Origin of the sequence: Rhodanobacter sp. Root627 (assembly GCF_001427835.1) — a bacterium.
Classification (GTDB): domain Bacteria; phylum Pseudomonadota; class Gammaproteobacteria; order Xanthomonadales; family Rhodanobacteraceae; genus Rhodanobacter; species Rhodanobacter ginsenosidimutans.
The window spans coordinates 1221765-1240730 of record NZ_LMGW01000001.1; the positions used below are offsets into that span (position 1 = coordinate 1221765).

Here is an 18966-nt window from a genome sequence, read left to right on the forward strand (position 1 = left end):
GCCTCTCCTGCGCTACTCTCATCACGTGTAAACCCGAACCGTAGCGCCAAGGAACACCATGTCCAGCAGTGCCTACTCGCTACGCGCTCACGCGATCGAGAGTCTGGTCCGCATCAAGCGACCCGATGTGCCGTGGCGGGTGGTTGTGCGCAATACGGCGGCGGTGGCGTTGCCGCTGGCAATCGGCTTGGGCACCGGCCATCCGCAGGTGGGCCTGGGCGTGGCCGCTGGCGCGCTCAACACGATGTTCTCCGATCAGCCCGGCCCGTACCGGCAGCGCATGCGCCAGTTGCTGCTGGCGTCGCTGGCAGCCGGCACGGCCTCGTTGCTGGGGTTCCTGATCGGCGGCCATCTGCTGCCGATCCTGCTGGCCACCGCGGCGTTCGGGTTTTGTGGTGGGCTGCTGGTGGTGTTCGGCACCGATACCGCCCGGGTCGGCATGACCAGCATGATCCTGCTGGTGATCACGGCGGCCACGCCGATGCCACTGGCGCAGGCGGCCAGCGCATCGGCGTTGATTGTTTGCGGCGGCCTGTTGCTGGCGCTGTTTTCGCTGGCTGCGTGGCCGTTGCAGCGCTACTGGCCCGAGCGCCAGATACTGGCCACCGTGTACACCGGCCTGGCCGCTCAAGCCACGCAGCCATCACAGGACAACGCCGACGCGCCCGCCCTGACCGACGCGATGACCACCCTGCAGCACACCTTGCTGGGCCGGCACCGCTCGCATGGCCGGGCGATGGAAGCGTTCGGCGTGCTGCTGGAACTGGCCGAGCGGATGCGGCTGGAATTCGTCGCCATGGGCGAGCTGGACGCGGACAACGACGTCTATCGCAAATTCCGCGAGCAGGCCGCCGAAGTGCTTTCGGGCATTGCCACGGCACTGGAAGAAGGCGAGACACCCACCCAGGCCACCCGCTCGCTGCAATGGCTGCAAGCGTGCGAGACCGAGATCGACGGCACCCAGCGCAGCGTCGGCATGAACCGGCACGTGCACGCGCTGACCGGCCAGCTGTCCGCCGCGGTGCGCAACGCCGACTGGGCCGGCAGCCGGGGTGAATTGCGCGCGCGGGCCGCGGAAACGCAGTTGCCTCAGGCACTGCGCAGCAGCTCCACCGTGGCCACGTTGCGCGCCAACCTCACCGTGCACTCGGTGGCGTTCCGCCATGCCATACGCACGGCCGCGTGCCTTACGGCGGCGCTGTGGCTCTCGCGCCTGCTGGGCCTGCCGCATGGCTACTGGCTGCCGATGACGGCGGCGATCGTGCTGCGCCCGGACTTCGCCGCCACCTTCAACTTCGGCCTGCTGCGCATGCTGGGTACGGTGGCCGGCCTGGTGGTCACCACCGTCTTGCTGCATGTCACCCCCGACCAGCCATGGGCGCATCTGCTGTTGCTGGCCATCCTGTGCATGACGTTCCGCTACCTGGCCAGCGCCCACTACGGCATCGCGGTGGCGGCGCTGACCGGCACGGTGGTGATTTTGCTGTCGTTCGATGGCGTCAATTCCGGCGTGGCGGTGATGGATCGCGTGATCAACACCACGCTGGGTTGCGGCATGGCCCTGTTCGCCTACGTCGCCTGGCCGACGTGGGAGCGCGGCCGCGCGCGCGCCGCCCTGGCCCGGATGCTGGAGGGCTACGCCGATTACCTGGCCGCGCTGGCGCAACCCGGCCAGCGCACGGCTCATCACGAAACCCGCACCGCGGCGCGGACCCGGCGCAGCAACGCGCAGGCATCGCTCGAACGCATGCGCGCCGAACCTGCCACGCCGCCCGAGCTTCTGAAAGTGGCGCGCGCCCTGTTCGCCAACGGCAACCGGCTGGCCCGCACGGCGATGACGCTGGAAGCCTTGATCGACGACAACGACGCCCTGCCCGAGCAAGGGGAAACCGGCAACTTCATCGAGCTGGTGGCGAACACGCTGCGCGAGATCGCCGATGCCCTGCGCGAACAACGCGCGCCCATCGACCTGCCCGACCTGCGCGCCCTGCAGCAGACGCTGGTGGTGTTGCTGCTGATGTCCGAGAACCGCGCTGGCGCCGACCTGCTGACGCGCATCAGCGACCGCCTGGTCGACAACGTGAACACGCTGGCCCACGTGGTGCAACAGAGTGTCACCACCTCGGATGGCCAGCGCTTGCGCTCCCACCCGGGCAAACCCACCCAGGCAACCTGAGCCGAGGCCAGGTCGGTGCGCGGCCGCTAGCGCTCCAGCTCGCGCTGCAACCAGGCCCGCGCCACGCGCCACTCCCGTTGCACGGTGCTGGTGGAGATGTCCAGCGCCGCGGCAATCTGCTCGCCGGTCATGCCCATGAAAAAGCGCATGGCCACGATGTTTGCCTGGCGCGGGTCCAGCGCAGCCAGCAGGTCGAGGCATTCGGCCAGCACGGCGTAGTCGACGTTGTCGGAAAGCTCGGCGGTGATCTCCAGCAACTGCATGCGGCCGGCTTCCTGCGGCCGCTTGGCGGCCTTGCGCCGGCGCGCCGAATCCACCAGCACTTCACGCATGGCACGCGCGGCCACGCCCAGCAGATGGTGCCGGTTGGCCCATTGCGGCGGTTCCGAGCTACCGAAAACCTTCAGGTACGCCTCGTTGACCAGGGCCGTCGCGCTGAGCGTGCGCTCCATCTGCTCGCGGTTGAGCTGGGCCTTGGCGATGCCGTGCAGCGCCGCGTACATGTGGCGCAGCGCCTCGTTCAACGCCTGCGGGTTTCCCGACTGCGCAGAATGCAGCAAGCGTGTGACTTCGGCTTGATCGCTCATCGGATTCCGCCTCTCGCGCATGGCGGCGGTTCGATGGCCGAAACCCCGACCTCACCCCGTCCAGACTGCCGCATGCAAGCCCTTATCGTAGCCGGAAAGCCATTTGGCGTCTGGATGGATGTCACCTCCTGACGACCTTTCTGCGCCATTCCAGCCACCGGATTGTGCGACCGCGGCACGACACCGCCGCGGCCCGGTTTTACACTGCCCGGATGCTGAAGATTGACAGCCATGCGCACATTCTCCCCCGTGACTGGCCGAATCTGGCGGCCAAGTACGGCAACGACCGTTTTCCGGTGATGACCCACTCCGACGGGCGCCATCGCATCTACAAGGGTGGCCGTTTTTTCCGCGAAGTGTGGGACTCGGCCTTCGACCCGCAGCAGCGTATCGACGATTACGCCCGCTTCGGCGTGGACGTGCAGGTGATCTCCACCGTGCCGGTGCTGTTCTCCTACTGGGCGCCGGGCTACCAGGCGCTGGAGCTGCATCGCCATCTCAACGACCACGCCGCCAGCCTGTGCCGCGACTATCCGCGCCATTACGCGGCGCTCGGCACGGTGCCGCTGCAGGCGCCGGAGCTGGCGATCGCCGAGCTGGAACGCTGCATCGACGAGCTGGGGCTGCAAGGCGTGCAGATCGGCTCCCACTGCGGCGACTGGAACCTGGACGCGCCGGAGCTGTTCCCGTTCTTCGAGGCCGCCGCCGATCTCGGCGCCGCCGTGATGGTGCACCCGTGGGACATGATGGGCACCGCCACCATGCCCAAGTACTGGCTGCCCTGGCTGGTTGGCATGCCGGCCGAGCAATCGCGCGCCGCCTGCTGCCTGGCGTTCGGCGGCGTGCTGGAGCGGTTGCCGAAACTGCGGGTGATGCTGGCCCACGGCGGCGGCAGTTTTCCCTACACCATCGGCCGCATCGAGCACGGCTTCCGCATGCGCCCGGACCTGGTCGCCACCGACAACCCGCGCAACCCGCGCGACTACCTGAAGCGATTCTATTTCGACTCCTGCGTGCACGACGAGCAGGCCTTGCGATATCTGCTGGATGTGACGGGCGTCGAGCAGGTCATGCTCGGTACCGATTATCCTTTCCCACTGGGGGAACAGCAGCCCGGAAGCGGCATCGAGGAACTGGCACGGGGCGACGCCGATCGCGCCCGCCTGTTCCACGGTACCGCGCTGGAATGGCTGGGCCTGCCCAAACACCGTTTCGCCCCTGACGCCCCACCATCGGAGCAAGCATGATCTTCCCGCGTACCGTCCTTATCGCCAGCGCCATGCTGCTGGCCGCCAGCGTGCACGCCGCCGACGTGAGCATGGCCAATGGCCAGGTCCACTTCACCACCCCCAATGGCTGGCTGGACATCATGGAAACCGAGGGCGACCCCGAGGCGCGCGTGTTCCAGGTGCCGGACCCCTCGCCCACCGCGCAAAGCAGTCTGGCCCGCGTCACCGTGACGGTGAAGCAGACCGCCGACATCCCCGCCTTCCAGCAATACGTCGGCGAGGCCACCGCCAAGGCCACCGCCCTGCCCGGCTACACGGCCACCGCCCACGGCGGCGCGAACAACACCTATACCTACACCGCGCAGGAAGCCGGGGCGCAGTTCAACTACAGCGAGCGCTACTGGTACAAGGGCAACCATTCGATCCAGCTGCGTTGCGTACGGCCGCAGCAGAGCCAGGCCGGTGCCACCTGGGCAGCGGCATTCGACAAGGGCTGCGATGCGATCGCCGCGCAACTGAAGTAACCGCGAAACGCATCCGCCGCGAGGACAGTTCATCCATGCACGATTACCAAGCCAGCGCCGCCTGGGCGCAGGCCCGCGACGCCGCCGATCCCCTGCGCCACTTCCGCGACGAGTTCCTGATTCCGCCGCACGAGGACGGCAGTGGCCGCGCGGTCGATTCCGTCTATTTCTGCGGCAATTCACTGGGTCTGCAGCCGCGCGCCGTGCGCGACGCGGTCAATGCGGAGCTGGACTACTGGGGCGAACTGGGCGTGGAAGGCCACTTCAAGGGCCGCCTGCCGTGGATGGATTACCACGAGTTCCTGCGTGACGACCTGGCAGCCATCGTCGGCGCGCAACCGGGCGAAGTGGTGACGATGAACACGCTGGGCGTGAACCTGCACCTGATGATGGTCAGCTTCTATCGCCCCACGCCCGCGCGCTCCGCGATCCTGATCGAGGCGGGCGCATTTCCCACCGACCGGTACGCGGTGGAGTCGCAGATCCGCTTCCACGGCTTCGATCCCGCACGCGACCTGATCGAGATCGAACCGGACGAACCCAACGGCACCTTGTCGCTGGCGGCGATCGAGCAGGTCCTGGCCGAGCACGGCGCGCGCACGGCCCTGGTGATGCTGCCCGGCGTGCAATACCGCAACGGGCAGGCGTTCGACCTGGCGGCGATCACCGCGCTGGCGCATCGACACGGCTGCAGCGTGGGCTTCGACCTGGCCCACGCGGTGGGCAACCTGCCGCTGCAGCTGCATGACAGCGGCGCCGATTTCGCGATCTGGTGCAGCTACAAATTCCTCAACGGCGGACCCGGCGCCATCGGCGGCGCATTCGTGCACGCGCGCCACGCCAACGCCGTGCTGCCCCGCTTCGCCGGCTGGTGGGGCCACGACAAGGCCACGCGTTTCCAGATGGGGCCAGAGTTCATCCCCACGGCCGGTGCCGACGGCTGGCAACTGTCCAATCCGCCAATCCTGGCGCTGGCCCCGTTGCGCGTATCGCTGGAAGTTTTCCGCCGCGCCGGCATGGCGCGCCTGCGCGAAAAATCCGTGCAACTCACCGGCTATCTTGAATGGCTGGTGCACACGCAGTTGAACGACCTGCTGCACGTGGTGACACCCGAAGAACCCGAACGCCGTGGCGCACAACTGTCCATCCGCGTTACCGACGGCCGCGAGCGTGGCCGGGCACTGTTCGAGTACCTGATGCAACACGGCATCATCGGCGACTGGCGCGAGCCGGACGTGATCCGCATCTCACCGGTGCCGCTGTACAACCGCTTTGCCGATTGCCTGGCGTTTGCAGAGGCGGTGCAGGCGTGGCAACGCACTGGCTGATTCACGCGCTTCGTCGGAACCACCCGATCACCGATCTGCTTCAACTGTTTGGACAGGGGAAAACATGAGTGCACGCCGCGCTGTGATGGCAAGTTTCCTCGTGGGCGTTCTGCCCTCGACTCCGTGTGTTGGCGAGAAGGCGGCCAAGCCGTTGATCACCAATCCCGTCTACGCAAAACCACAGCAACTGGTGGACGTGGGACACGGCCGCCGCATGAACCTCTATTGCCTCGGCTCCGGTTCACCAACGGTAATCCTGGACGCTGGCATGGGTGACTCCACGATCTCATGGGCGTTGGTGCAACCGGCTATCGCAACCCGAACACGTACCTGCTCCTACGACCGGGCGGGGCTGGGTTTCAGCGATGGCGCAAGCCGCCCGAGCACGGCGAGCAACAACGCCGACGATCTGCATACTTTGCTGAAGGTCGCTCATGTCGCCCCGCCCTACGTGTTGGTGGGCCACTCGGCCGCGGGCATGTACATCCGCGTATATGCCGACCGCTATCCCGATGAAGTGGTTGGCATGGTGTCGGTCGAGGGTTCGCACGAAGACCAGTGGACGCGCGGGTGGGCCATCGGCGCGCCAGGACAACAGGCCAAATGGGACAGTTTCCTGAAGGAATACGGTAACTGCGTGAACGAGGCGAAACATGGTCTCGTCGCCGGCACGCCGGCTTACAAGAAATGTGTCGGCGACCCCGATCCCCGCGTAAGCCCGGCCATCAACGAAGCACAGTTGCGGTACGCATCAACCGTGCGCTGGCAAGCCGCCATCGCTTCCGAACGCCAATCCGTGGCCTATGCGAGCGCCGATCAGACACGGGCCACGCGCAAACACTACGGCGACATGCCGATCATCGTGCTGACCCACTCCCCTTATCCGAAGGCGCCAGATGAAACCCAGGAAGAGCGAAACCAGCGCACGCTGCTATGGGAATCGCTGCACCTCGACGTTGCCGCCATGTCATCACGGGGCGTGAACGAGATCGTGCCCAACGCGGGGCACTACATCCAGTACGACCAGCCACAGGTCGTGATCGATGCAGTGAACCAGGCCGTAGCCATCGCCCGGGATCAGACCACGAAACACTGAAGCAAATGATCGGCTCCGCACCCGACACCCTCGCCGATGCACTGAAGGTCGCCATCAATCGAACCGCAACGGCGCGAAGCGTAGCTCTCGACCCATGATGATTTCGTTTGCGTCGCTCCAACCGCTGCACCGAACCTGAGTTCGCGCCGGCTGACCGAGACTGCACCGATTTCATCGCGCGTTGAACCGTCTCCAGCCATCGTAGGGCTTTCGACCACGACGGAGTCCGCCATGAAGAACGACGCGCCGAACCAGGGTGACCTGCGCAAGCTTGGAGAGCTCATCGACGGTATCGAGGTGGCGATGCTGACCACGCGAGCCGCGGACAATTCACTGGTCAGCCGCCCGCTGGAAACGCTCAAGCTGGACGCGAACGGAGAGCTGATTTTCTTTACCGCCGCCAACAGCCACAAGGTGGCGGAACTCACCGACGACCATGAGGTGAATCTCGCCTACGCGCACCCGGGCGAGCATCGCTACGTGTCGGTACGCGGCCGAGCCCGCATGGATCGGGACGCCGACACCATCAATGAACTCTGGTCGCCCGCGCAAAAGGTGTTTTTCCCCGACGGCAAGGACGATCCCAACCTGATGGTGCTGCGCGTGCAGGTACGCGATGCCAGTTATTGGGAGGCAGGAAATTTCGTCGAACGGGCGCTCGACCTGGCGCGCGGCATGATCAGCGACGCCCCCGGTGACATCGGCGAGCACGGCCATCTGGAAGGCTGAATCACCGCGTCCGCCCCCATGCCCTACCAGGCGAGCGTGTAGGAGCGCCCTGTGCGCGATGCTCTTCGTTACCCAACCAAAGGCATCGCGCACAGGGTGCGCTCCTGCAAATCCACGCGTCCCTACGCGCGACTTTGCGGATGCCGCACCTGGCCGTCCCCGCGCACCACGAAACGTTCGATAGTGAGGGATTCGGCACCCATCGGGCCGTAGGCGTGCAGGCGCGTGGTGGAAATGCCGATCTCCGAACCCAGCCCCAGCTCGCCGCCGTCGGAGAAGCGCGAGGATGCGTTGACCATCACCACCGCGCTGCGCAGCGCGTGCACGAATGCGTCGGCCGTGGCCTGGTCGGCGGTGGCGATGACCTCGGTGTGATCGGAGCCGTAGCGACGGATGTGGGTGATGGCATCGTCCGCGCTATCCACCACACGGATGGCCAGGATCAGGTCGAGGAATTCGGCGGCGTAGTCGTCCTCGCTGGCGACGGCCATGTCCGGCACCTGCTCGCGGCTGCGTTCGTCGCCGCGCAGTTCGACACCGCGCTGACGCAGCGCTGCCGCGGCCTTCGGCAGGAACTCGGCGGCCACATCGCGATGTACCAGCAGCGTCTCCAGCGCGTTGCATACGCCGGGCCGCGAGGTCTTGCCGTCGATCAGCAGATCCAGCGCGAGCGTGAGGTCCGCTGCCTTGTCCACGTAGAGATGGCAGACGCCCTTGTAGTGCTTGATCACCGGCACGCGCGCGTGTTCGGTGACGAAACGGATCAGGCCTTCGCCGCCGCGCGGGATGGCCAGGTCGATGATGTCGGCCAGCTGCAGCAGTTCAACCATCGTCTCGCGGCGCAAATCTTCGACGAGAGTGACGGCCGCGGCGGGAATGCCATGTTTCTGCAGCGCCACATGCAGCGCTGCCGCGATCGCGGTGTTCGAATGCAGCGCTTCGGAACCACCGCGCAGGATCACCGCATTGCCGGCCTTCAGGCACAGCGCCGCGGCATCGGCGGTGACGTTGGGGCGTGCTTCGTAAATCATCGTGATCACGCCCAGCGGAATGCGCACGCGCTCGATCGCCAGCCCGTTGGGCAGTTGATCGCGCCGCGTCACCTGGCCCACCGGATCAGGCAGGTCGGCCACCTCGCGCACGGCGTTGGCGATGGTCGCGACGCGCCCCCCATCCAGACGCAGCCGGTCGAGCATCGCGCCCTGCACGCCCTTGGCGGCGGCCTGCGCCATGTCTTTTTCGTTGGCGGCAAGGATGGTATCGGTCTGGCTGTCGATCGCCTGCGCCATGTCCAGCAGCAGCAGGCGCCGGGCGGTGTTGTCGAGCGCCGCGATGGCGGTGGCGGCGTCGCGGCAGGCCAGGGCCTGGGTACGGATGTCGCTCATGCGTATTCTCCTGTCAGCAACCCGGTGTCGCCCAGCGTGGCCAGGTCGTCGCGATGGACGACGTTTTCGCCATAGCTGTAACCGAGCCGGTCGCCGATGTCCCGGGTGTGGGTTCGTGCGATGCGATTGATTTCCGCCGCGCCATATTGCGCGATGCCGCGGGCGATGACGTGCAGCATGCCATCATCGCCGCCCGTGACGATCTCGACCATGTCGCCACGCTGGAACATGCCATCCGCACGGATGATGCCCATGGGCAGCAACGATGCCCCCTCGCGCACGATGGCGTGCGCGGCGCCGGCATCGACGTGGATATGGCCCGTCACCGCCGGCATGTGCCGCAGCCAGTATTTGCGCGCATGCAGGCGGGTGGCGCTGGTATGCAGCAGCGTGCCGCGCAGCTGGCCGCGCGCAAGCAGGCTCACCACTTCGCTGTCGCGGCCGTTGAACAGCGCGGTCTGGATACCCGCCGTCGCGGCTTTCTCCGCCGCCTCCAGCTTGGTGCGCATGCCGCCCGTGCCCACGGACGACCCGGCGCAGCCCGCCATCGCCATGATCCCGGTAGTGAGTTCGAGCACTTCGTTGACTGGCTCGGCATCGGGATTCGTGCGCGGGTCGGCCGTATACAGGCCATCGATGTCGGTGGCGATCAGCAGCAGGTCGGCGTCGACCAGTGCCGCCACGATGGCTGCGAGATTGTCGTTGTCGCCCAGGGTGAGCTCGTCGATGGCCACGGTATCGTTCTCGTTCACCACGGGCATGATCTTGTAGTTGAGCAGCTCGCTCAGCGTGGCGCGCGCGTTGAGGTAGCGGCGCCGGTCGCGCAGGTCGTCATGGGTCAACAGCACCTGCGCCAGCGGATGGTCGAACAGGCGTTGCCACAACGCCACGGTCTGCGTCTGGCCCAGCGCCGCCATGGCCTGGCGGGCGGCATTGCTGGTGTCTTCGTGGGAATGGTCGCGCAGCATCAGGCGGCCAGCGGCGACGGCGCCCGACGACACCAGCACGATCTCGCGACCGTCGGCGTGGCAGGCTGAAATGAATTGTGCAAGGCCCAGGGCGTAGCGCGTACTGAGTCCGCCAGTGTCGGCGGCGAGCAGGCTGCTACCCACTTTCAGTACGGCGCGCCGCCATGGCGGCAGGGTTTGTGGTGTGAATGGTCGTGTCTGGGTCATCGTCCTCTACAAGTGGCCAAGGGAAATGCAACGTCGTGAATCCCGCATTTTAACCGATGCCCGCCGCGGGGTCGGCGGGGTGACTTCCAGCTAGCGCTGCGGCAACGCATCGCCGGTGGCATCGGTGAGGGTTGCCATGTCGTCGCGATGCACTACCTCGTCGCCATAGCTGTAGCCGAGCACGGTTTCAATCTCGCGGCTGTGCCGGCCCGCCAGGCGTCGCACCTCGGCGGCCGAGTACTGGCTCAACCCACGCGCCACCAATTGGCCGTCCATATCGATAATCTCGACCAGGTCGCCGCGATGAAACTCGCCCTCGGCACCGGTCATGCCACCAGGCAGCAGCGAGGCGTGGCCGCCGGCCAGCGCGCGTGCCGCGCCTGCGTCGATACGGATGCTGCCGAGTGCGGCGGGCGCGTGACGCAGCCAGTGCTTGCGCGCATGCATGCGCGTGCTTGCCGCGGCAACAAGGGTACCGTGCAACATGCCATGCTGCAGCGCCTCTACCGTGGCGGCGTCGCGGCCGCTGAACAATGCGGTGGGAATGCCGGCGGTTGCCGCGCGCGCCGCGGCCTGCAACTTGGTGCGCATGCCGCCGGTGCCAACCTTGCTGCCGCTGCCGCCGGCCATCGCCATGATCTGCGGGGTCAGGGCGGGAATCTGCGCGAACGGCACGGCATCAGGGTGATGCCGGGGATCGGCGCTGTACAGCGCATCGACGTCGGACGCGATCAACAGCAGGTCGGCATCGACCAGGGTGGCCACGATGGCGGCCAGGTTGTCATTGTCTCCCAGCTTCAACTCATCCACCGACACGGTGTCGTTCTCGTTGATCACCGGCAACACATCCAGCGCCAGCAGCTCGCGCAAGGTGGCACGCGCGTTGAGATAGCGGCGGCGATTGCGCACATCGTCGTGGGTCAGCAGCACTTGGGCCACCGACTGCGACGCCAGCGATTGCCACAGCGCGATCATCGGCGCCTGCCCCAGCGCCGCCAGCGCCTGTCGCGCCGCGATATCCGGGCCCGCGCCCGACTTCGCCCGCAACATGGCCCGCCCGGCGGCCACGGCGCCCGAGGACACCAGCACCACCTGACGGCCCGCGCGATGGCTGGCCGCCATGAAATCCGCCAGCGCGGCCGCGTACTGCGGCGTAAGCCCGCCGCCATCGGCCGCCAGCAGGTTGCTGCCGACTTTCAGCACGGCCCGCTTCCATGCGGGCAGAGGCTGGGCGGGCAAGGTGCGGGTTGCCGGATTCATCGCTCGCTTCCCGACAGGACGATCGAGGTGGAACGGGCAAACATGCGGGCCGCGGGATGGACGTCTGGACGTCCATGATGCCGCATGCCCGCACGATGCAACGCCTTTGCCGAATGGACTGTGGACATCTCCCCTTCCCTCTCCATGCCGATCTTGTTCAGCCGCGTATGGCGTCGAGGCGCTGTTGCACCTGGTCGAGCTTCAGGTCATGGCCAGAGCCAGGCGAGACGCGCGCCTGCAGGCTGGACTCGGGAGTGCGCCCGGCACCGGCCGCGCTGGCGGCTTCGGCGGCGGCGCGATAGGCATCGCGAAACGGCACGCCAGCCGCTGCCTGCTCGATCGCCACGTCGGTGGCGTACATCGACGGCTCGATCGCCGCGCGCATGGCCGGCTCGTTCCACTGGAAACGTGCCAGCAGATCGGGCACCAGCTCCAGCGCCGACAAGCCGTGCGTCACGCCATGAAACAGCGAGCCCTTGGAAAACTGCAGGTCGCGCTGATAACCCGAGGGCAGCGACAGCAACTGCTCGATCTCGCAGCGCGCCGCCGCCACGCTGGCATAGCTGGCGCGCAGCAATTCGATCACGTCCGGATTGCGCTTGTTCGGCATGATCGAGCTGCCGGTGGTGTACTCGGCCGGCAGTTTCACGAAATTGAATTCGGCGGTGGTGAACAGCGACAGATCCCACGCCATGCGGCGCAGGTCCAGCAGTGCGCTGGCGATGGATTCCAGCACCGCCATCTCGAATTTTCCCCGCGACAGTTGCGCATAGACCGGCGACACCTGCATGCGGGAGAAGCCCAGCGCCTGCGTGGTGTGCGCGCGGTCCAGCGGAAGGTTGACGCCATAGCCGGCCGCGGTGCCCAGCGGGTTGGCGTCGATCCACACGGCGGTCTGCTGCGCGCGCAGCGCGTTGTCGGTGAAACCCTCGGCAAATCCGGCGAACCACATCGCGGTGGACGACACCACGGCACGCTGCAAGTGCGTATAGCCCGGCAGCGGCAATGCCGCCTCCGCCGCGCGATCCAGGCAGACCTGGGCGATGTCGTGGCACAGGGTCTGCAGCGTGGCCAGCTTCTCCTTCAGCCAAAGCCGGGTGGCCACCAGGATCTGATCGTTGCGGCTGCGCCCGGTATGCACGCGGCGGCCGGCGTCGCCAAGTCGTTCGGTAAGTCGCGCCTCGATCGCGGAATGGCCGTCTTCATGGCGCTCATCCAGCACGAACGCGCCGCTGCGGAAATCCTCGGCCAGCGCATCCAGCTCGCGCTTCAGCGCCGCCGCCTCGTCCGCGCCGACCACGCCGATGTTCGCCAGGCCTTCCACATGCGCCTTGCTGGCGGTGATGTCATGCAGGAAAAACTCGCGATCCAGCAACACGTCGTTGCCGGCCAGGAACTGCATGATCTTCGCATCGATCTTGATGCCGTCTTTTTGCCAGAGGGGCTGGGTCATCGTAGGAAATCCTGTAGGAGCGCACCCTGTGCGCGATGGCTTTGACGAGGCCTTGTGGAAGAGCTTTCGCGCACGGGGTGCGCTCCTACACCGGTATGCCGGTGTACTCGTCCACGCCCAGCACGCGGTTGATGTTCTGCATGGCCTGGGTGGCGGCGCCTTTCAGCAGGTTGTCCAGCGTCGCCACCACGACTACCCGCTTGCCATCGGCCGAGACCGCAAAACCGCCGACTTCGGCACGATGCGTGTGGGCCACGCGGCTCACCCACGGCGCTTCGTCGGTGACATCCACCAGCTTTTCGCCGTCGTAGGCGGCGTGGAAGCGCGCCAGCACATCCTCGCGCTTCACCGAACGCGACAAGTACAGGTTGGTGGTGACGGTAAGCCCGCGGAAATGCGGTGCCACGTGCGGCATGAATTCCACCGGCAGGCCGAGATGGCGACTGGCCTCCTTCTCGTGCATGTGGCCAGTCAATGCATACGGCATCAGGTTGTCGCGCAGCTTTTCCGGATCGTTCTTGTCCGACGGCGTGGTGCCGGCGCCGGAGTAACCCGATACGCCGAAGCACACCGGCGGCGCGGCCAGCAGATCCTTCAGCGGCGTTACCGAAAGCTCGATCGCGGTGGCGTAGCAACCGGGGTTGCTGATGCGCTTTTCGCCGCGCCAGCGGCCGCGGGTCAGCTCGGGCAGGCCGTAATACCAATGGTCGTCGAAGCGGTAATCCGCCGACAGGTCGAGCAGCAGCGTGTCGGGCCGGCTGGCCTCGATCGCGGCCACATACGGCGCCGCCTTGCCATTGGGCAACGCCAGGATCACCACGTCGGCCTTCTGCGCCGCCACGGCGTCGGCGTCGAGGCTGGCGTAGCGCAGCTCACCGGCAAAACCCTCGACGTGATCGGCCACGCGCTCGCCATCGAGTTCGCGCGAGGAGACGAAGGACAGCTCCAGCGCCGGGTGCGCCGCGATGAGGCGGATCAACTCCATGCCGGTGTGCCCGCGTGCGCCCACGATGCCGATGCTCTTTTTATCCGTGCTCATGATTCCCGATCCAGCAGTGTCGGCTGCCGCGTGGCGCAATGGGCCACGCAACGGCCGATGTCATCGAAATTGTCCAGCCCGTACCAGAACACCTTCCAGCGCTCCTGCTTGAGGCTGCCGTCGGACTCGGCGTAATAGAACGGGTTGATCGCGTTGCCGTGGCGCGAACGCCAGAACAGCCGCGGATGCGCCTCGCGCATCACCTGCCACACGGCGCGGCCCAGGCCTTCGCCCTGCGCGTCGTCGAGCACCGCGAATTTGTCGAGATACGGCATACCGCCCTCTTCGGTGAGGATCATCGCGGCGCGGTAATTCTCGCTGACGTAAACACAACGCGGCTTGGTGCGCTCGAAGTAGTCGGCCACCAGCATGCGACCGAAACTGGACTCGATCAGCGCGCGCAGCCGATCCAGGTCGATACCTTCCCACGAGTCGTATTTCAGGACGCGCTCACCGCGACGCACCAGCGTGCCCGAACCCTTGTGGGTGAACAGCTCCTTGGCCAGCTCGGACGGCCGCGTGATCGACACCGACGAGGTCAGCGGCAGGTCCGACAACAGGTCGGCGATCTGCTCGATCTTCAGCCGCATGCCGCCGTTGATCCACGGCTGCGCCATCAGGTGGTCGTACTCGGTGCTGAGGTTGATCGAATCGATCACCTTGCCCTTCTCGTCCAGCAAGCCGCCGGTGCCGGTGAGGAACACGATCTTGTACGGCTGCAGCACGCGCACCAGTTCGTTGGCGGCGAAGTCGGCGTTGATGTTGAGGATCTGCCCGCTCGGCGTTTCGCCGAGGCTGGCGATCACCGGGATCGAACCGGCACGCAGGCTGGCATCGATCGGTGCCAGGTTGATGCTGTCCACCTTGCCGACCAGGCCGTACACGGACTGATCCAGGTAGCTCGACGCGAACACGCCCGACGGCACCGAGGTGGCACGCGCGTCCATGCCTTGCAGCGCTTCCACCAACCGCAGGTTCTGCGCCTGGAACACCTTGCGCACGATCGCCAGCGCTTCGGGCGAGGTCACCCGCAGGCCGTTGACGGTCTCCTTCACGATGCCGGCGGCAGCCAGTTCCTCGTCCAGCTGCGGGCCGGCACCGTGCAGCACGATGGGCGTCAGGCCCACCTGCTGCAGGAAGGTCAGCGACGAGGTCAGCGCGGACAGGTCGTCGCGCAGCACCGCGCCGCCGACTTTCACCACGGCAAAGCGCTTGGCGTCCAGCTGCGAGAAGCGCTTCAGGTACTGCTGGATTTCCTTCGCGCTGCCCATGCTCGAAAGCAGGCGCACGATGGTCTGACGGGTACTCTTGTTATGCATTTCCACGATCGACGATCCGGTAGATGGTTTCTGCGTACTGCTGCAATTGGTCCAGCGCCACCCATTCGTCGGCGCTGTGCGCCTGGGCGATGTCGCCGGGGCCATAGACGAAGGCGGTATAGCCAGCGGCGGAGAACAGCGCCGCTTCGGTCCAGAAGTCCACCGCGTTGCCGACCGGGATACCCAGCTCGTCGGCCAGGTCGCGCGCACGCAGGCGGCGCTCCTCGGCCCGCGCCGTGTCGCCTGCCGGCAGCGAAGGGCCGCGGAAGGTCTCCTCGAAATGCGCAGGCGCCGGTTCGGCCAAGGCGCGGAAGCTGTCCAGCAGGCCATCAGGCTGCATCGTGGGCAGCGGCCGCATGCCGAAGCGCAGCTCGGCGCTGGGGGCGATCATGTTGGCCTTGATGCCGCCTTCGATACGGCCGATGTTGAAGCGCAATCCGGTGAGGCCGCCGAAACGCTCATGCGACTGCGCGTCCACGAAATCCAGCGCCGCATCACCCCAGCGCACCGCCTGGTGCAGTGCGCTGTCGCTGGCCTTCTGCTCGCCCGAGGCGTGGCCGGCATGGCCGGCGAAGCGCATCAGCACCGACTGGATGCCGCGATGCGCCAGCACGGCCTCACCCTTGGTCGGCTCGGCAATGATCACTGCTTGATAGCTCCCCTCTCCCTTTGGGAGAGGGGTCGGGGGAGAGGGTACGGCCGGAGTCATACCGTTCGCTCCACCCTCACCCCGACCCTCTCCCACAGGGAGAGGGGGAAAAGCACGGAGAAAACCCGCGATGCACCGCGGATCGTTGGCTTCCTCATCGGTGGAGAACAACAGCGCCATGTCGCCGTCGCTGGCATTGGCCACGGCCACCAACGCCGCCGCCGCGCCCTTGATGTCACAGGCACCAAGGCCGATCGCCCGATCCGACGTGACACGCAACGCATGCGGATCGGCCGTCCACGCTGGCGAATCCGGCACCGTATCCAGATGCACGTTGAACAGGTATTTCGGCGCGCCGCGCACGGCATGCAGGCTCACCGCGCCGGCGCCGTGATCGGTCACAGTCACGTCGAAGCCGGGCAACTGAGCGCGCAGGTAATCGAAGATGCCGCCAGTGTCGATCACCCGCGGCGGGTTGCGCGTGTCGAAGCCGACCAGCGCACGCAGGTGCGCCAGAGTCGCCTCGAGCAACGCGCTCATCGGACAACCTCACGCTGCAAAGCCCCTCTCCCTGTGGGAGAGGGGTTGGAGAGAGGGTACGGGCGAAGCGAGGCTTCGAGGCACATCCGTACCCTCTCCCCCTGCCCCTCTCCCAAAGGGAGAGGGGAGTAGAGCTGAGCGCTCATGCCTTGTCGCTCCGATTTACCTCGGCCCACAGCGTGCTGCTCATGCCGAACAGCTTGATGAAGCCTTCCGCCTCTGCCACGCCCCAGTCGGCCGACTGCGCATAGGTGGCGCCCTTGGCGTTGAGGATGTGCTTCGATTCGATCGCCACCGCGTTGACCACGCCGCCATGCGTCTCCAGCGTCACTTCGCCATTGACGGTGGACTGGCTGGACGCAAGGAATGCTTCCAGGTCGGTCTTGATCGGATCGTGGAAGAAACCCTCGTACACCACCTCCACCCACTTGCGCGCCACATCGGGCTTGAAGCGGTTCTGCTGCTTGCTGAGCACGGCTTCTTCCAGCGCGCGGTGTGCGGTCAGCAGCGAAATCAGGCCGGGCGCTTCATAGATGATGCGGCCCTTCAGGCCGATGGTGGTGTCGCCGGTGTAGAGGCCGCGACCCACGCCGTAGGGCGCGAACAGGGCGTTCAATTTCGCCAGCAGCTTGTGGCCGGCGATCTTTTCGCCGTTCAGCGACACGGCTTCGCCATGCTCGAAGCCGATCTTCACCTGCAGCGGTTTGGACGGCCATTCGGCGCGCGGCTTGCACCAACCCACCGCACCTTCGCCCGGCGCCTGCCACTTGTCGATCTCGCCGCCGGACATGGTCAGGCCCAGCAGGTTTTCGTTGATGGTGTAGGCCTGCTGCTTGGCGCGCACGCCGAAGCCGCGCTCTTCCAGGAAGGCCTGCTCGTAGGCGCGCGTCTGCGTGTGTTCCTTCTGGATCTCGCGGATCGGCGCCACGATCTCGTAGTCACCCAGCGATTTCACCGCCAGGTCGAAGCGCACCTGGTCGTTGCCCATGCCGGTGCAGCCGTGCGCGATGGCGCGCGTACCCAGCTCGGCGGCGCGCTTCAGCGCGGCCTCCACGATCAGGTAGCGGTCGGACACCAGCAACGGGTACTGGCCCTGGTAGCCCTCGCCCGCCCATACGAACGGCTTGACGAAGCCGCTCCAGATCGCGGGGCCGCCGTCGACGGTGACGTGGCTGGCCACGCCCAGCTCCTTCGCGCGGTTCTCGATGAAGGCGCGCTCCTCGGCGTCCACACCGCCGGTGTCGGCGAACACGGTGTGCACGGCCCAGCCGCGCTCCTTGAGGTAAGGCACGCAGAAACTGGTGTCGAGGCCGCCGGAAAAGGCGAGGACGATGTCTTTGCTCATGGCTTGCGGAATCCTGATCGGGAAGATGTCAGTCGGAAGAAACGACGATGCGCGGTTCGCAGCGCACCGGGAAATTCACGGAATTGGCAATGAAACAGGCATGGTGGGCCGACTCGTGAGCCGCTTCGGCCTTAGCCGGGTCGCTGGTCGCGCTGATTGTGACGGTGGGATGCAGGACGACCTCGGTGAAACGGCCGCCATCACCTTCGGTGACCATGGTGCCTTCCGCGGCGTCGACATAGCCGGTCACCACCACACCCGCCACCGTCGCCATGTGCAGGTAGGACAGCATGTGGCAGGTCGACAAGGCGGTGACCAGCATGTCCTCGGGGTTGTGCTTTGCGGCGTCGCCCCGGAAGCTCGGGTCGGACGACCCGGCCAGCGGCGGCTTGCCCTCGATACGGATGACGTGGTCGCGGCTGTAGTTGCGATAGCCGTCCGTGCCGCTGCCGAGGTTGCCGGTCCATTCCACGTCGACACGATAGTGATGCTGATGGTTCACAGTGCGGACTCCTCGCGTTTGCTCATCAGGGTGGCCAATTCCAGGTCGCCATCGCCGTCGCGCTGGCGCAAGCCGGCGATCACCCCTTCGCGGTTGCGCGCGGGGTGGTTCTGGCTGAGCTTGAACTTGCCCTCGATGCGCTCGATCGTGACTTCGATACCGACGATCGCGCCCAGCAATTTCTCGACGTGATCATCGGGTGCGTCACTGATTTTCCACGGCTGGGGCTGGCCGGATTCATGGTGATCGGTGAGCGCTTCCAACTGGCGGCGAACCCATGCCGCGTCATCGACCACACGCAGCCGGCCATGCACGTGCACCACGGTGTAATTCCAGGTCGGCACTTCGCGCCCGGTCTCGTGCTTGCTCGGATACCAGTTCGGGCTGATGTAGCCCTGCGGCCCCTGGAACACCACAAGCACCGGCGCGCTATCCATCGCCACCAACTCATTGCCACGGGCGACATGTGCCTGCAGCGCGTCGCCGTTCCATTCGAACGGCAGATGGTTCGCCACCAACCCACCCTGCGCCTGCACGACCACGGTGGCGAACGGATAGGCACGAACCAGATCGCGCAAAACCTCGCTGCGTGTTTCGCGAAATGACGTGGGCGCGTACATGGTGGCTGGC

17 protein-coding genes are annotated in these 18966 nt (G+C 66.3%); 6 read left to right on the top strand and 11 right to left on the bottom strand.

Translation table 11 applies throughout. From position 1 onward, the window contains the following. Positions 1–58 precede the first annotated feature (58 nt). Positions 59–2176 carry an FUSC family protein gene (locus tag ASD68_RS05700; RefSeq protein WP_056604435.1) on the top strand — a complete coding sequence of 706 codons (2118 nt, stop codon included), beginning with the start codon at positions 59–61 and terminating at the stop codon, positions 2174–2176. Between the two features lie 26 nt (positions 2177–2202). Here the strand turns inward: ASD68_RS05700 and ASD68_RS05705 are convergent, their stop codons facing one another. Continuing rightward, positions 2203–2763: an ECF-type sigma factor gene (locus ASD68_RS05705; RefSeq protein ID WP_056079905.1), complete on the bottom strand. Its 561-nt coding sequence runs from the start codon at positions 2761–2763 to the stop codon at positions 2203–2205. 212 nt (positions 2764–2975) lie between these two features. Here ASD68_RS05705 and ASD68_RS05710 point away from each other — a divergent pair, with 212 nt between their 5' ends. The 5 genes from ASD68_RS05710 (at position 2976) to ASD68_RS05730 (ending at position 7669) form a co-directional block, all read left to right on the top strand. Further along, entirely contained in the window at positions 2976–4010 is a 1035-nt protein-coding gene (locus ASD68_RS05710; RefSeq protein WP_056079907.1) for an amidohydrolase family protein, read from the top strand. Then, positions 4007–4516: a hypothetical protein gene (locus ASD68_RS05715; protein WP_056604438.1), complete on the top strand. Its 510-nt coding sequence runs from the start codon at positions 4007–4009 to the stop codon at positions 4514–4516. The genes ASD68_RS05710 and ASD68_RS05715 overlap by 4 nt, the downstream gene beginning before the upstream one ends. Positions 4517–4551: 35 nt before the next feature. Further along, positions 4552–5844, top strand: coding sequence for a kynureninase (gene kynU, locus ASD68_RS05720; protein WP_056604441.1), 1293 nt, complete (start codon positions 4552–4554; stop codon positions 5842–5844). 64 nt (positions 5845–5908) lie between these two features. After that, positions 5909–6940 (top strand): alpha/beta hydrolase, encoded by a 1032-nt coding sequence (locus tag ASD68_RS05725; RefSeq protein WP_082545966.1) that lies wholly within the window; start codon positions 5909–5911, stop codon positions 6938–6940. A gap of 231 nt (positions 6941–7171) precedes the next feature. After that, positions 7172–7669 carry a pyridoxamine 5'-phosphate oxidase family protein gene (locus tag ASD68_RS05730; protein WP_056604445.1) on the top strand — a complete coding sequence of 166 codons (498 nt, stop codon included), beginning with the start codon at positions 7172–7174 and terminating at the stop codon, positions 7667–7669. A 122-nt stretch (positions 7670–7791) separates the two neighbouring features. Here ASD68_RS05730 and ASD68_RS05735 read toward each other — a convergent pair whose 3' ends face one another. From ASD68_RS05735 to ASD68_RS05780, 10 genes are all read right to left on the bottom strand, one after another. Next, a complete protein-coding gene (locus ASD68_RS05735) occupies positions 7792–9054 on the bottom strand; it encodes a glutamate-5-semialdehyde dehydrogenase (RefSeq protein ID WP_056604448.1) in 1263 nt (420 codons plus the stop codon). Further along, positions 9051–10229: a glutamate 5-kinase gene (gene proB / locus ASD68_RS05740; protein WP_056079923.1), complete on the bottom strand. Its 1179-nt coding sequence runs from the start codon at positions 10227–10229 to the stop codon at positions 9051–9053. The genes ASD68_RS05735 and proB (ASD68_RS05740) overlap by 4 nt, the downstream gene beginning before the upstream one ends. A 90-nt stretch (positions 10230–10319) precedes the next feature. After that, a complete protein-coding gene (gene proB, locus ASD68_RS05745; RefSeq protein WP_056604451.1) occupies positions 10320–11489 on the bottom strand; it encodes a glutamate 5-kinase in 1170 nt (389 codons plus the stop codon). A 157-nt stretch (positions 11490–11646) separates the two neighbouring features. Beyond that, positions 11647–12942, bottom strand: a complete 1296-nt coding sequence (gene argH / locus ASD68_RS05750) for an argininosuccinate lyase (protein ID WP_056604454.1) — start codon at positions 12940–12942, stop codon at positions 11647–11649. Positions 12943–13027: 85 nt separating this feature from the next. Continuing rightward, positions 13028–13981 carry an N-acetyl-gamma-glutamyl-phosphate reductase gene (argC, locus tag ASD68_RS05755; RefSeq protein WP_056604457.1) on the bottom strand — a complete coding sequence of 318 codons (954 nt, stop codon included), beginning with the start codon at positions 13979–13981 and terminating at the stop codon, positions 13028–13030. Beyond that, positions 13978–15300, bottom strand: coding sequence for an acetylglutamate kinase (locus ASD68_RS05760; protein ID WP_056079934.1), 1323 nt, complete (start codon positions 15298–15300; stop codon positions 13978–13980). The genes argC and ASD68_RS05760 overlap by 4 nt, the downstream gene beginning before the upstream one ends. After that, a complete protein-coding gene (locus tag ASD68_RS05765; protein WP_056604458.1) occupies positions 15293–16489 on the bottom strand; it encodes an acetylornithine deacetylase in 1197 nt (398 codons plus the stop codon). Before ASD68_RS05765 ends, ASD68_RS05760 begins: the two co-directional genes overlap by 8 nt. 142 nt (positions 16490–16631) lie before the next feature. Further along, complete coding sequence (locus ASD68_RS05770; protein ID WP_056604459.1) at positions 16632–17834, bottom strand: argininosuccinate synthase; 1203 nt, start codon at positions 17832–17834, stop codon at positions 16632–16634. A gap of 28 nt (positions 17835–17862) precedes the next feature. Then, a complete protein-coding gene (locus tag ASD68_RS05775; RefSeq protein ID WP_056604461.1) occupies positions 17863–18336 on the bottom strand; it encodes an OsmC family protein in 474 nt (157 codons plus the stop codon). Beyond that, a complete protein-coding gene (locus ASD68_RS05780) occupies positions 18333–18956 on the bottom strand; it encodes an FMN-binding negative transcriptional regulator (RefSeq protein ID WP_056604464.1) in 624 nt (207 codons plus the stop codon). Before ASD68_RS05780 ends, ASD68_RS05775 begins: the two co-directional genes overlap by 4 nt. Positions 18957–18966 lie beyond the last annotated feature (10 nt).